Below are 14,148 nucleotides of genomic sequence, written 5' to 3'. Positions count from 1 at the left end.
AAAATCAAAAAATACAAATCATGAAAAAACTCCTAATAGCACTTATAACCTTAAGCTTTCTAAGCTGTTCGCAAAACAATCAAAAAATAAAACTATCGTATAAAATTCCGAAAGAGAAAACATATACGTATGCTTTTAGCATGGAATCTAAGAAGTTGACAATTACGCAAGAAATAGATTTCAAAGTAGTTAGCACCAAACAAAATGTATTGGAAGTGAATGCCGAAATCAAAAAAATGTATTGGAAAAGTAATTCGGCATTAGACAAAGAAACGAATGAATATTACCAACGAAATTTCATAGATCGCCCTGTAGTTTTTAAAATAAATAAACAGGGTAAAGTCATAGAAAACCTCAAATATCTACATAGTAATCAAAAAATGGAATTGCTATTTGACATTAATAACTTCTTCATTGAATTACCAAATGATACAATTCAACCAGGCTATTCATGGAAACGAACCAGACCTATTGATGATGTCATATTTAATGAAGTTACGACAACATACACATTAAAAAAAATCATAAAAGATTCACTAGCCTATATCAATGTATTTTCAGACCTTAAAGGAGATGCCGAAGGATTTACCAAATCTTTCAATGGAATTTATCTCTTAAATATTAAAAATGGAATGTTAGAAGAAGGGAAACTAGAAATTACTGGGTTTAATGGTTTTAATAATATTTCTGGCGATATTCGTATCTACAAAAACAACCTCTAAATGCAAAATCGCTGGACATTTCCCAATTCAACAGACAATTCGTTAATTCTTGTAAAAAATAAAACGATATACATTAGTACCGAAAAAGAAGACGATGTAGCACAACAACTAAAAAGTATAGAAGCAGATCAACTTCCGAAAGATTTGAATGAAATTCATTTTGCTACTATTGAACAGGTTATTTTTCACAAAAACAAAATCGAAATTCATCAGAAAAACACTAAGAAGACATTATTTATTGACAATGACGAAAAAATTAATGCCGTTTTTAATACACTAAAAAAGGAAAATCCAACCTTAAAATACATCATAAAAAGACCTAGTATTATGAATCATATTAAAATTCATTTACTAATCACAATCTTACTTTTTGCACGTTTGATGTATTACCTACTCAAAATTAATGATATTGGTCAAAGTGCAACATCAACCTATTTACAAGAATATTACGGTGTTACCTATGGCAATTTTATTCATGGTTTTGCCAGCTTCGGATTTGTTGGTATTTTTGTTATTGGGCTAATTTATATTTTAATTGCACTATTTCTACTAAATTACATAGCTGAAAAAAGACCTTTTACAAAAATTTTGAAGCGTATATAAATTCAAAATCCCCTTTAGTTTTCAGCATAAATAATCAATCATGACAGTAACACAATGATGTTTTTCAAGAACAAAAATTCAATCAATCATTGCACATGAAAATCTTTTTATTTTTCGTTAAACAAATCCTAAAATCAATTTTCGATTAAACCTTCCTATATGTTTTAAGTCCTAGAAGCAAATAATTTAAAACAATAAAAAAATGAAAAACATAGTATATGCACTTGCACTAATTTTCACATTAAATGTAGCGGCGCAAGAAGGAACTGACAAAACAGATCGCCAAGAGCGAAGAGAAATGAGAAAAGAAAAAGGCAAAAAACACATGAAAGATTTGACGCCAGAACAAATGGCCGAATTGAAAACAAAACAGTTGACATTAGCTTTGGATTTATCCGAAAATCAACAACAACGTGTGCTCGCTTTAAATACAGCAACAGCAAAAGTTAGAAAGCAAAAAATGGAAGCCCGCAAAGCTGACAAAGACAAAAAAGAAAAGCCAACTAGCGAAGAAAAATATGCAATGGCAAATGAACGTTTAGATGCTAAAATTGCTTACAAGCAAAGTATGAAGCAAATTCTTTCGGGAGATCAATATGAAAGATGGGAGAAAATGGCGGCACGTAAAGGCAAAAGAAAGCAAGGGAAAAAGAGAAAACACTCAGGTAGAAAATAATTAGGGACAAAAAAAAGAGAAGTTAAAAAGCTTCTCTTTTTTGTTATTTCACTACAATTTTAGTATTATTGAGTTATTATTTAGCTAACACCAACCAACAACAGTTATGAAAAAATATATTACACTATTCACTTTTGTATGTGTATTGTTTTTAGGAATTCAAACAGCAACTGCACAAGAAAGTGCTGCATTAAAAGCAAAGGACAGAACTGTCCAACTACAAAAAACATTAGAACTTAACGCAGAGCAATCAAAGAAAGTTTATGAAATTTTCTTAGCATACGAAAAGGAAAATCGTGTACTAAATGCTGATGCTCTTGATTTAGCAAGAAAAAAAGTTAGTGACCTTTTAGAACCTGCACAACGTACAGAATTTAAAAAATCTTTCATGAAAGAGAAAATGAGACATGAAAAAGTAAAAGGCGCAGGCGCAAACTAAAGAATAAATAACGTTACATATCATAAAAAAACTCGGCAAATAGCCGAGTTTTTTTATACCTATATTTTTCTAGCTGTTATAATGTTTTGGCAACATCTTTTATAGCTTTTATCGTTTTGTCTAAATCGTCATACGATAAGGCATCTGATAAAAACCAAGTTTCAAAAGCTGATGGTGCAATATAAATTCCTCGATCTAATAATCCGTGAAAAAACTTCTTAAACGAATCATTATTTCCTTTTGCAGATGATTCAAAATCAATAACAGATTCATCACAAAAATGTACCGAAATCATAGATCCAATACGATTAATTTGATGTGTTACGTTTGCTTCTGTTAATACAGTCGCAATTCCTTTGTGCAAGTATTCCGTTTTAGCATGCAAACTTTTAAAAACATCTCCTGTATTCAATTCTTGTAACATTGCCAATCCTGCCGCCATTGCTAACGGATTTCCACTTAATGTTCCTGCCTGATATACAGGTCCAAGCGGAGCCAAATGCTCCATAATTTCTTGTCGAGCTGCAAAAGCGCCAACGGGCAATCCGCCGCCAATTACTTTTCCAAAACAAACAATATCAGCATCAACACCTAACAATTCTTGAACGCCACCTTTTGCCAATCGGAAACCTGTCATGACTTCATCAAAAACTAATAATATATTGTGCTGATCACATAATATTCGTAATCCTTCTAAAAAGCCTTCAACTGGTGGAATACATCCCATATTTCCAGCAACTGGTTCAATAATGATACAAGCAATTTCACCTTCATTCTGAGAAATGATTTCTTTAACATTTTCCAAATCGTTGTAACGTGCTAACAAGGTATCTTTTGCTGTTCCTGCTGTAACGCCAGGACTGTTTGGGCTTCCAAAAGTAACCGCACCACTTCCTGCTTGAATCAAGAATGCATCACTATGTCCGTGATAACAACCTGCAAATTTGATAATTTTGTCTTTTCCTGTAAATCCTCGCGCCAAGCGAACAGCACTCATGCACGCTTCTGTTCCGCTATTTACAAAACGAATCATGTCAATATTTGGCACCATAGAAACTGCTAGCTCGGCAATTTTCGTTTCAATCTCAGTTGGCATTCCAAACGAAGTTCCTTTTTTTGCTTTTTCTACAACGGCATCAATTACAGGTTTGTGCGCATGACCTAAAATCATTGGTCCCCAAGAATTGATATATTCTATATATTGCTTATCATCTTCATCAATGATATAAGCTCCTGTTGCTTCTTTGACAAAAATTGGTGTTCCGCCTACTGCTTTGAACGCACGAACAGGTGAGTTTACGCCACCAGGAATCACTTTTTGTGCTTCCGCAAATAACGCACTGCTACGTTTATATTCCATTCTATTCTATTTTTTTATTGACTAAAAGTCTTTCGGAAGTGGTTTTACAAATAAAACTTGACCTACAAATATCTCATTCGTTTCAAGTCCATTTAAAGATTTCAATTTCGCAACCGTTATTTTATGTTTCTTCGCAATACCGTATAATGTATCTCCTTTTGAAACTGTATAACGATCGTTGTGTGTAGTTACTTTTTTAGCATCTTCTGGTTTTTTACCTAATACTTCAGCATCATATTTGTATAATTCATACCGCTCTATCAACGCAATTAGCTTGTTAGGATATTTACGATCTGTGGCATATCCTGCTTTTTTTAAACCTCTCGCCCAGCCTTTATAATCGTCTTTTGGAAGTTTAAATAATGATGCATAACGCGATCTTCCTGTTAAAAATAACGAATGATCTGTGAATGAATATGCCGGATTTGCATACTTTCGAAAACATTCTTGATCTTTATCATCATCATGATATACACGTTGTCCTTTCCAACCTCGGTGACATTTGATACCAAAGTGATTGTTTGATTTCATTGTCAGTTTTCCTCTTCCTGAACCCGATTCTAAAATTCCTTGTGCCAATGTAATACTTGCCGGAATTCCGTGTCGTTCCATCTCCTTTTTTGCCACTTCACTATAGGCTTCTATGTATAATACTGTAGTACTTTTTGTAGATGTTTCTGGAATTTCCTCATCAACTTTTGGAGTTGTCGTCTCAACTTTTACAGGCTCTTTTGTCGGTATTGTTGTTTTTACAACACGTGTTGTTTTTTTTGTTTTCTTTTTTGATTTTGAAACACGATTTTGTGTTCCACAACTTGCTAATAAGAATAACCCTAAAAGTGTGTATATAATGTGTTTTTGCATATAATTATATAATCGTTGTTTTTCCTTTTTTCTGGAGTTTAGTGTTCATTCCGTCAATTCCTTGTAATCCACCAGAATGAATTGCTAAAATACGGTTTTGTTTGGCAAAATGTCCATTTTTGATTAAATCTATGATTCCAAAAAGCATTTTTCCTGTGTAAATTGGATCTAATGGAATTTTTGTTTGTGTTTTGAAATTGTTGATAAACTGAATCAACTCGTCCGTAACTTTTCCATAACCACCAAAATGATAGTCATTGATTAATTCCCAATTGGTTGTTGAAACATATTGTTTGATTTCTTCATGTAAAAAATCACCTTTTAATGCTGGAAACCCTAGCACTTTTTGATGCGAATACGCGCCTTTACAAATTCCTGAAATTGTTCCACCAGTTCCAACTGCACAACAAATTGTATCAAACTCTTTTTCGTTTTCCGTGATAATTTCAGCACAACCTTTTACCGCCAAACTGTTTGTTCCGCCTTCTGGTATGGTATAGAAACGTCCAAACTCTTGTCTTAATTGTGCTAAGAATACTTTTGACGTTTTTTCACGATAGTTTTCACGTGTTACAAATTTTAATTGCATGCCATTTTCGATCGCAAATTGTAACGTAGAATTTGTATCTATTTTATGGATCAACTCTTCTCCTCTGATAATTCCGATTGTTTGAAACCCATGAATTTTTCCAGCCGCCGCAACCGCCGCAATATGATTAGAAAATGCGCCACCAAATGTGAGCAAAGTAGTTTGTTTTTCGTTGTTGGCTTCCGCCAGATTGTACTTCAGTTTTCTAAATTTATTCCCAGAAACAAACGGATGTATCAAATCTTCACGCTTGATGAATAAACGTATATTTGTAGGAAAATCGAGTGTTATTTCCTGAATTGGTATGTGTTGTGTTTGAAACTGCATTGAGCGTTCAAAAATACTGTAAAATCGGGAATTCTCAATTGTTTTTAATTCATAAAAAAATCACTCAGAAACAACAAAACAAATTGTTACTTAGAGTGATTTCAATCCAACGAACATAATTTTATAAACCGTATGCTATTGAATTTATTTTTTGAAGAATAAACTTCCAACTTCGAGTTCGCCTGCTGTATTTGCTAAACGCACAATAGAAATTTCTTTTTGCTCTTTTTCAGTTCCGTAATTTGTGTAAAGTGTCACTTTTAAAATAGTTGGTCCCGATATTTTCTGAACACTATTTGCATAATGATTTACAAAGACTTGGTATTCTCCTTTGACAGCATTTTTTAGTATAAATTCTTCTGGACCATATCCTTGCGTGATGTCGTCTGACATGCGTCCGCCAATTTCAGTTTTTTTATGACTGTAGAATGCTTTTTCTCCATTTGGATCAATTACCCACAAATCAATATCTGTGTTGTTATGATTCCAATCAATGGTAATACGCACATTCACGGGCATTTCTGTAAATTTATTTTTCTCTTCTGTTGGTATGTTGAGTTCATTCCCATACATGGAAATTAATCGTGTCAGTTCTATAAAAACAATTTGCTCTATACCTCTAAATCGTTGCGCTTGATCTTTTTCAAGTAATTGTCCATCATATAATTTGAACAGTAAATTATAACTTTTTTGATATTCACCAACCTGTTCATACGCTAACGCCAAATCGCGGTACGATTGTGGTTCTTCTGGTCGTAATTCTAACACTTTTTCATAGGCTAGAATTGCCATATTATACCGTTTGAAGTATTCTAATTTGTATGCCATTGCTTTTAACAATTCGTAATTATCAAGTTCAATTTCCATTAAATTTGTAATGACAGTTGTTGCAACATTAAGTGCTTTTCGTTCATGAAAAAAGTCAGCAACATCTAAATAAAACGTTGGCATATTTGCGTATGATTCTCTGATTTCTAAGTATTTTTTATACGCAGCTTCAATCGTAGTTTCTTTTTCTAATTCTTTGATATATGGCCGATTTGCGTCCCAAGATTTCATTTCTATTGTATCCGCTATTTTTTCTTCTAAGGCTTCAATTTCTTCTTTATTTTCAGTGAAACCATTTTTAGTCGTAATTATGACAACGCCATTTGCGCCGCTATTTCCATATAATGCTGTAGCGGTAGTATTTTTTAATACTGAAACATTTTTAATATCATTTGTATTTAAGTTTATAAAATTACTAGTAGACATTACTTTTCCATCCACCACAAATAACGGTTTAACATTTCCATTAATCGAAGCGCGGCCTCTAAGTACAATGTTACTTTTTGCGCCTGGTTGTTGGGAATCATTTTGTACTGTAAACTCTAATCTTTCATAATCGTTTGAGATTCGCAAACCTGCCGCTTGTCCTTGTAATACTTGATTTGTTGAAGTATTCGGATTTCGCTCTATAGATGCTGCTTTTACAAACGAAACAGCGGAAGTAACCTTAGAACGCTTTTCGCTTCCATAAGCTACAACAACAACTTCTTCTAGCTTAGCTCCAAGCTTCATTTCCATATTTAAAAGACTATCCGTTGCATTAATGGTGTGTTCTATAGGCAAATAACCTATATAGTTGAATTCAATAACTTCTCCTGTTCGCATGCTAATACTGTAATTACCATCAAAATCAGTAGTGACACCAACGGAAGTTCCTCTAACCGTTATTGTAGCACCTGGCAATGGCAAACCAGATTCATCAGTAACTGTTCCTGAGATATTACGTAACGGATTGGCAGTGTGCTGTTGCGTATTATTTTCAACACGCGTAGTTATATTTGTTGTTGTTTCTATTACTGTTGCTGTTTTCACTTCTTGTACTGGCTTTTTTATTTCTTTTGGCTTGTAATTAATATCATACCATTTTAAAAGATCAACATAGGTGTCTTTCAATGCTTTCTTTTGTGCAATAATCCGTGTATTTTCGCTAGCTTCTTCTTGTTTTAACCATGATAAACGTTCTTTGTATTGCGCCATGAGTTCCTTTGGCGGTTCTATTCGATACTGTATATAATCTTCTATTCGATCTAAAATCAACATAGATGTATAATCCGTGATTAAATCGTATTGTTGTGCTAATGAAATAATTAACTGTTTGTTTTCTTCTTTATCACGATTTAAATCGATTAGTTTTTGTTTCGCCCACAAGCGTTTTACAACCTTTGTTCCTTGTGTTCTTGCTATCTTTACAGGAATGGTCTCCGTTACTTTTCCGCCATATCCGAATAATAATTCAATAGTTGTAGCTACTTTAAATTTTCCTGTAATTGAAAAATCTTGATAAACATTCATACGTTGTTTCGGATAGATTTCATATGCATTTTCATTGTGATTGACACCTAAAAACTGATACGTTTCTTCTTTTAACAATTTTGTTGCTTCTGATGTTGCCAAACGTGTCAAGTTGATATAGCTTCCACTAGATTGCGTTGCTATTTTAATTAAGTTTTCATGATTTGAAGAAACCAACGAATTAATTGGATACACAGGTATTTTTTTGTTCAATACAAAATCTCCTAAATTTGCCAAACCATCTGAAAACAAGAGTATTTCGTCTGCTTTTATTGTTAAGTTTTTGAAGATATCTAATTTTGTTCCACCATCATAATTTACATTTTTTATACGACTGATTAACATTGAAACATCACCTTTTCTAATTTTTATTTCTTCTTGTTTTTGAATGGTATTGTTAAATACGACAAGCGTAACTTTTACATTTTTTAAATAGTCAATATAATCTGCTAAGATCGTAAGTTCGTTTTCCAAATTTCTGTAACGCATAGAATAGGACGCATCCCAAAGTATGGTTATTTTTTTTGGTTTTGATTTTAATCGGGAAGTTGGTTGTAAAGCTTTGTAATACTGAAAATAACCGTTGTGTGTTGATAAACTTTCTTGATTTGTAGTATTTGGAATTTGTACTACAATTGGCTTCATAGGCGCATGTGCTTTTTTTGAAATTGAAGCACTATAAGTTCCCGTATTTTGCTTGAAAAAGAAGTCTTTATAATTTGTTTTACTTACAATAGGTTGTTGCGCATTGAAAACCGAAATTTCTACCGAAAATGTATCTAACTTTTCTGCAATACCTAATGGTAACTCGTAGGTTTGCATGTTATTTAGTGTACTCAACTCCTGTTCAAATTTGATTACAATATGCTTGTATTTCTTAGGAAATATAGGATATACACGTGCTTTGTAATTGTTTCCTTCTGTTTTTTCTAATAATCCTGGATCAATTTTTCTTCTAATGGTAGTTTCATAGGCAACGCGTGCCAATTCTTTTTCTACAATCACAGCGTCTCTCAATTTACCGTTTACATCCATGGCAAACCCTGAAACTACTTGTCCTTCTCCCAACGGGAAAACCAATTCGCCTTCCAAAGTTCTATCCAATTCATTGTAAAACTTCATATCGTAGGTAGTCACGGCAAGGTTTCCTACAATAGCAACATTTACTTTTAAATCGGTTAATTTTAGTTGTTTGTCATCTGACAACGTAACTTTAGGTATTTGCTGTGCGAATACAGTGATGCTGATGAAGTAGAATAGAACATATAGCTTTTTTTTCATGAGTCCCTAATTTATGAGTTCATCACAAAACTGCTGATTAATAAGAAGCTAGAAAAGCGGGAATGAGTAGACACATCGTTTCAATGAGTTAACGATTCTTTTTATGTAAAATTTATAATTTGAAGTAATTTATCATATATACTTCAAAAACTGAAACCATTTGCGTTGTTTCAAATAATTAAAATTTGATTCATTCTGATAAGCTTCACGTTCGAAACTCAAATTGAGATACGCTTTACGTCGATCTCTGTAATAACACAATTTCACCAACCATTCTAACACATACAACATATAAAAAGGAAGAATTAACAATTCTAACTGTTGTCGTAGATGAATCCGTTCATGATAAATCAAAATAATGTTCTTTTTATCTTTCGCATGACGCAAAAAAATAAAAGGAAACAATGTAATTCCTCGAAAACCTCTCGGAACTAGATATTTTGACACAAAAACCATAGTTAAAGCCATTCAAAATTTGAGCCAATTTAAGTACCTTTGTAGAAATGAAGAAATTAATTCCTATAGAAGAAGGCGATTTTTACCTTTCGCCCGAAGGTTATAAGGTGTTTACAGAACAATTTCACCTTAAAAGAGGTTACTGTTGTGAAAGTGGTTGCCGACATTGTCCATACGGATTTAACAAAAAAAGAAAATAAACATTCATGGATCTTATCTTTATGAAGTATAAAAAAGCTACTGCACAGTTTCATCGTGTAGATATTCGCTATCCCTAGCAAATGTTGAAAAATTTACTTTTTTAAACATTTATGAATAACTACACAATCAAACTTACAAATGACAGTACAAGAACATATTTTACAAGGAATACCAGATACGTTACCAAACGCAAAACCATACGATCCAAACATCAATCACGCACCAAAGCGTAAAGAAATATTAACTGCTGAAGAAAAGAAACTAGCGTTGCGAAATGCATTGCGCTATTTTGATAAAAAACACCACGAAATATTAGTGCCAGAATTCAAAAACGAATTGGAAACATATGGAAGAATCTATATGTATCGTTTTCGTCCCGATTATAAAATGTATGCACGTCCAATAGACGAATATCCAGGCAAAACGAATCAGGCAAAAGCAATTATGTTGATGATTCAAAACAACTTGGATTACGCAGTTGCACAACATCCGCATGAATTAATTACCTATGGTGGAAATGGTGGCGTGTTCCAAAACTGGGCACAATACTTACTAGTCATGAAATATTTGGCTGAAATGAATGAAGAGCAAACATTAGTAATGTACTCAGGACATCCGCTTGGTTTATTCCCTTCACATAAAGACGCTCCAAGAGTAGTTGTTACCAACGGAATGATGATTCCTAATTATTCACAACCAGACGATTGGGAAAAATTTAATGCGCTTGGCGTAACGCAATATGGACAAATGACCGCAGGAAGCTACATGTACATAGGTCCGCAAGGAATTGTGCACGGAACCACAATTACAGTATTAAATGGTGGACGAAAAATTTCTAAAAACGGAGAAGGTTTAGCTGGAAAACTATTCTTAACCGCTGGTTTAGGTGGAATGAGTGGCGCACAACCAAAAGCTGGAAACATTGCAGGTTGTATAACAGTTTGTGCAGAAGTAAATCCGAAAGCTACAGAAACTCGCCATTCACAAGGTTGGGTTGATGAAGTTGTATATGAGTTAGACGAATTGGTTACCAGAGTAAATTCAGCGAAAGCGAACAAAGAAATTGTTTCCATTGCATACCAAGGAAACATTGTGGATGTTTGGGAGAAGTTTGATGAAGCAGACGTATATGTCGATCTAGGAAGTGATCAAACATCGTTACACAATCCGTGGGCTGGCGGTTATTATCCAATTGGATTATCGTATGAGGAATCTAATGAAATGATGGCGAACAATCCTGAATTATTCAAAGAAAAAATACAAGATACTTTACGCAGACATGCCGCCGCAGTAAACAAACATACCGAAAAAGGAACCTACTTTTTTGATTACGGAAATGCTTTCTTGCTAGAAGCTTCACGCGCTGGCGCGGATATTATGGCGGAAAACGGAATCGATTTTAAATATCCAAGTTATGTACAAGACATTATGGGACCAATGTGTTTCGATTATGGTTTTGGACCATTCCGTTGGGTTTGTGCTTCTGGAAAACCTGAAGATTTAGCAAAAACTGATCAAATTGCTTGTGAAGTGTTGGAAGAAATTAAGAAAGTTTCGCCAAAAGAAATTCAACAGCAAATGGCGGATAATATCCAATGGATTAAAGGTGCGCAAGAAAACAAACTTGTGGTAGGTTCGCAAGCGCGTATCTTATATGCAGATTCGGAAGGTCGTATGAAAATTGCACAAGCGTTCAATGAAGCTATTGAACGTGGTGATATTGGACCTGTAATTTTAGGGCGAGATCATCATGATGTTTCAGGAACGGATTCTCCGTACAGAGAAACTTCAAACATATATGATGGTTCAAAATTTACGGCTGATATGGCTATTCATAACGTCATTGGAGACAGTTTTAGAGGTGCAACTTGGGTTTCCATTCACAACGGTGGTGGTGTAGGTTGGGGCGAAGTTATCAACGGCGGATTCGGCATGGTTCTTGATGGTAGTAAGGAAGCATCAAGACGTTTACATTCGATGTTATTTTGGGATGTAAATAACGGAATCGCAAGACGAAGTTGGGCACGAAATGAAGAAGCTATATTTGCTATAAAACGTGCTATGGAAGTAGAACCAAATTTAAAAGTAACACTTCCAAACATTGTTGATGATGCGTTGTTAGAGTAAAATATGATTAAGAAAATATATTAACCCAAAAAAAGAGCAGTGATATGAAAACAATTAAATTACTTTTCCCAGTAGTCGCGTTACTACTAGTTACCTCTTGTGTCTCGATCAGAGTAGCCTCTGACTACGATCAACAAGCTGATTTTAATTCGTACAAAACATTTGCATTTTATAAAACTGGAATTGACAAAGCAGAAATTTCAGATTTGGATAAGAAACGAATTCTTCGTTCCATAGAAAAAGAAATGCTGGCAAAAGGTTTTGTAAAATCAGATAATCCAGACCTATTGGTAAACATAATGACTAAAGCAAACAAACGCATCAATGTCAACAACAACGCCTGGGGCTGGGGTTGGGGCGGCGGCTGGGGCTGGGGAATGAATCCTTGGTTTTGGGGCGGTGGTCCAATGATGAATACTGTTAACACACGTATAGAAGGTGTTTTATATATTGACTTGATAGATACAAAACAAAAAGAATTGGTTTGGCAAGGAAAAGGTACTGGAACGTTATTGCGTAGCAAAATGTCTAAAAAACAAGAACGTATTCAGAAGTTTGTTGCTGAGATTATGAAAGAATATCCGCCATTGGCAGCAGCACAATAAACAAGATTCACATATGAAAACTGAACCTCGAAGGGAATAACTTCGAGGTTTTTTTATGTCAATAAAATTTTTCTCTTTTTTGTCTGAAAACGCACAAAACAAAAACCTTAACATTGACATCATTGTTAAGGTTTAAGTTCTAAATTCAATCCTTTAATAATCTATATCAATTATTTAGAACTAGACATATCTTCTAATTTAAAACGAAAGACACACTATTTTATGTTTTTCTTAGAACTTCGTTTTATCACATTTTCATATCTTTACTTTTCTAAAATTCTTTTGCAGAAATGATTAAAAAAGTATTCCTAACACTCACAATTTTCTTTGTATTGACAAGTATGTGCATGGCGCAAAGCGATTTTTACATCAAACTTGATAAAAAGAACCGTGTACGAGAAGCTGGCACGCTGGTAGCTGGTAAAAAAGAAAATCTTTGGTTTTCATTTAGACGTAATGGGAAACATAAAAAGAAATATTACGTTAACGGAAAAAAGCAGAAACTCGCTGAAATTGCTATTGAAAAACGATACGATATTGAAAAAGATGAAAACAGTTTCGGCATCTTAACCAACGGAAAGAAAGAAGGTGTATGGTTTTCGTTTAATAGCACTAATGCTATTTCAAGTATTCAATATTACAAAGCTGGAATTTTAGAAGGTGTCTATTATCGTTTTCATGCAGATGGGGAAGTGCTTGGTTTAGATAGGTATGTAAACGGAAAGAAACATGGTGTTTGCAAAGAATTTCATAGTGGCGGCGCGCTGCATTACAGTACAGAATATGCAAATGGAAAAATTGTAGATGGTGAGAATATATATTACCATCCGAACGGAAATAAGAAATTCGTTGATAATTATAAAGACGGATTAAAGTTTGGAAAAAGCACTATCTATTACGAATCTGGTGCTATTGAAATAGAAGGTATTTACAGAGATAAAGGTTTGGCTGAAGGTCCTTGGAGAGAGTATTTTGAAAGTGGAAAATTGAAAGAAGAGTATTATTACAAACATGGACTTTTTCATGGAGAATACACCATTTATGATGAAGAAGGAAACGTTCTGCAACAGTATATTTATAAGAATGATAAGCTCATTAAAACAATTGTAGAATGATGTATTTTTAGAATTTATTGCATTAAACCCTAAAAGAATTACTGAATTCCCTTTTAGCATGCTCAATGATTTTAAGTATATTTCAACAACTTAAAACTTTACAAATGAAAAAGAAGAATTTAAAACTCGGAAAACTTAATCTCTCTAAATCTAGCGTTGCTTCTTTAGACAGTCTATCAAAAGCTAAGGGTGGAACTCAAGGTCCTACTATTTTTGATCCAGGTTGCGGTAGCATTGGACCTGGATGCACATTTAGTTGCAATCCTTGTCCGCCATCAAACCCAGACCCAGATCCAGGTTCTTGGCCTGCATGTCAACCTACTCAAGGTTTTACATGTGGACCTGTATGTGATGCAACAAACAACTCCTGTGGAGCAATTGGTTGCGTCAATGATGTTTTTGATCGAATTCTTTAAACATACATTTTATAAAATAAAAAAACC

At 33.9% G+C, this 14,148-nt stretch carries 13 protein-coding genes; 9 read left to right on the top strand and 4 right to left on the bottom strand.

Going from position 1 to position 14,148, the window contains the following annotated elements; genetic code table 11:
* Positions 1 to 20 precede the first annotated feature (20 nt).
* The 4 genes from ACQ654_RS18625 to ACQ654_RS18610 all read left to right on the top strand — a co-directional run bounded on the left by ACQ654_RS18625 (position 21) and on the right by ACQ654_RS18610 (position 2,440).
* Entirely contained in the window at positions 21 to 722 is a 702-nt protein-coding gene (locus tag ACQ654_RS18625) for a hypothetical protein (protein WP_430411852.1), read from the top strand.
* Positions 723 to 1,325, top strand: a complete 603-nt coding sequence (locus ACQ654_RS18620; RefSeq protein ID WP_430411851.1) for a hypothetical protein — start codon at positions 723 to 725, stop codon at positions 1,323 to 1,325.
* A 202-nt stretch (positions 1,326 to 1,527) separates the two neighbouring features.
* A complete protein-coding gene (locus ACQ654_RS18615; protein ID WP_430411850.1) occupies positions 1,528 to 2,001 on the top strand; it encodes a hypothetical protein in 474 nt (157 codons plus the stop codon).
* Positions 2,002 to 2,107: 106 nt separating this feature from the next.
* Entirely contained in the window at positions 2,108 to 2,440 is a 333-nt protein-coding gene (locus ACQ654_RS18610; RefSeq protein ID WP_430411849.1) for a hypothetical protein, read from the top strand.
* Between the two features lie 76 nt (positions 2,441 to 2,516).
* Here the strand turns inward: ACQ654_RS18610 and hemL are convergent, their stop codons facing one another.
* From hemL to ACQ654_RS18590, 4 genes are all read right to left on the bottom strand, one after another.
* On the bottom strand, positions 2,517 to 3,800 hold the full coding sequence (gene hemL / locus ACQ654_RS18605; RefSeq protein ID WP_430411848.1) for a glutamate-1-semialdehyde 2,1-aminomutase: 1,284 nt from the start codon (positions 3,798 to 3,800) through the stop codon (positions 2,517 to 2,519).
* A gap of 21 nt (positions 3,801 to 3,821) precedes the next feature.
* Entirely contained in the window at positions 3,822 to 4,664 is an 843-nt protein-coding gene (locus ACQ654_RS18600) for a glucosaminidase domain-containing protein (RefSeq protein ID WP_430411847.1), read from the bottom strand.
* A gap of 4 nt (positions 4,665 to 4,668) precedes the next feature.
* Positions 4,669 to 5,580 (bottom strand): 1-aminocyclopropane-1-carboxylate deaminase/D-cysteine desulfhydrase, encoded by a 912-nt coding sequence (locus tag ACQ654_RS18595; RefSeq protein WP_430411846.1) that lies wholly within the window; start codon positions 5,578 to 5,580, stop codon positions 4,669 to 4,671.
* Positions 5,581 to 5,724: 144 nt separating this feature from the next.
* Entirely contained in the window at positions 5,725 to 9,201 is a 3,477-nt protein-coding gene (locus ACQ654_RS18590; RefSeq protein ID WP_430411845.1) for a VIT domain-containing protein, read from the bottom strand.
* Positions 9,202 to 9,704: 503 nt separating this feature from the next.
* On the opposite strand from ACQ654_RS18590, the gene ACQ654_RS18585 reads away from it, so the two are divergent.
* The 5 genes from ACQ654_RS18585 to ACQ654_RS18565 all read left to right on the top strand — a co-directional run bounded on the left by ACQ654_RS18585 (position 9,705) and on the right by ACQ654_RS18565 (position 14,121).
* Entirely contained in the window at positions 9,705 to 9,857 is a 153-nt protein-coding gene (locus ACQ654_RS18585) for a DUF5522 domain-containing protein (protein WP_162200418.1), read from the top strand.
* A 139-nt stretch (positions 9,858 to 9,996) separates the two neighbouring features.
* Positions 9,997 to 11,985, top strand: coding sequence for a urocanate hydratase (locus tag ACQ654_RS18580; protein WP_430411844.1), 1,989 nt, complete (start codon positions 9,997 to 9,999; stop codon positions 11,983 to 11,985).
* Positions 11,986 to 12,029: 44 nt separating this feature from the next.
* The gene (locus ACQ654_RS18575; protein WP_430411843.1) at positions 12,030 to 12,590 is read left to right on the top strand and encodes a DUF4136 domain-containing protein; all 561 of its coding nucleotides are present in this window, start codon (positions 12,030 to 12,032) and stop codon (positions 12,588 to 12,590) included.
* 290 nt (positions 12,591 to 12,880) lie between these two features.
* Positions 12,881 to 13,705: a toxin-antitoxin system YwqK family antitoxin gene (locus tag ACQ654_RS18570; protein WP_430411842.1), complete on the top strand. Its 825-nt coding sequence runs from the start codon at positions 12,881 to 12,883 to the stop codon at positions 13,703 to 13,705.
* Between the two features lie 104 nt (positions 13,706 to 13,809).
* A complete protein-coding gene (locus tag ACQ654_RS18565; RefSeq protein WP_430411841.1) occupies positions 13,810 to 14,121 on the top strand; it encodes a hypothetical protein in 312 nt (103 codons plus the stop codon).
* Positions 14,122 to 14,148 lie beyond the last annotated feature (27 nt).

It is taken from the genome of Kordia sp., from assembly GCF_965283645.1.
Lineage (GTDB): Bacteria > Bacteroidota > Bacteroidia > Flavobacteriales > Flavobacteriaceae > Kordia.
Note: the sequence above shows the minus strand (reverse complement) of the source record. Positions and strands in the feature narration are given on the sequence as shown.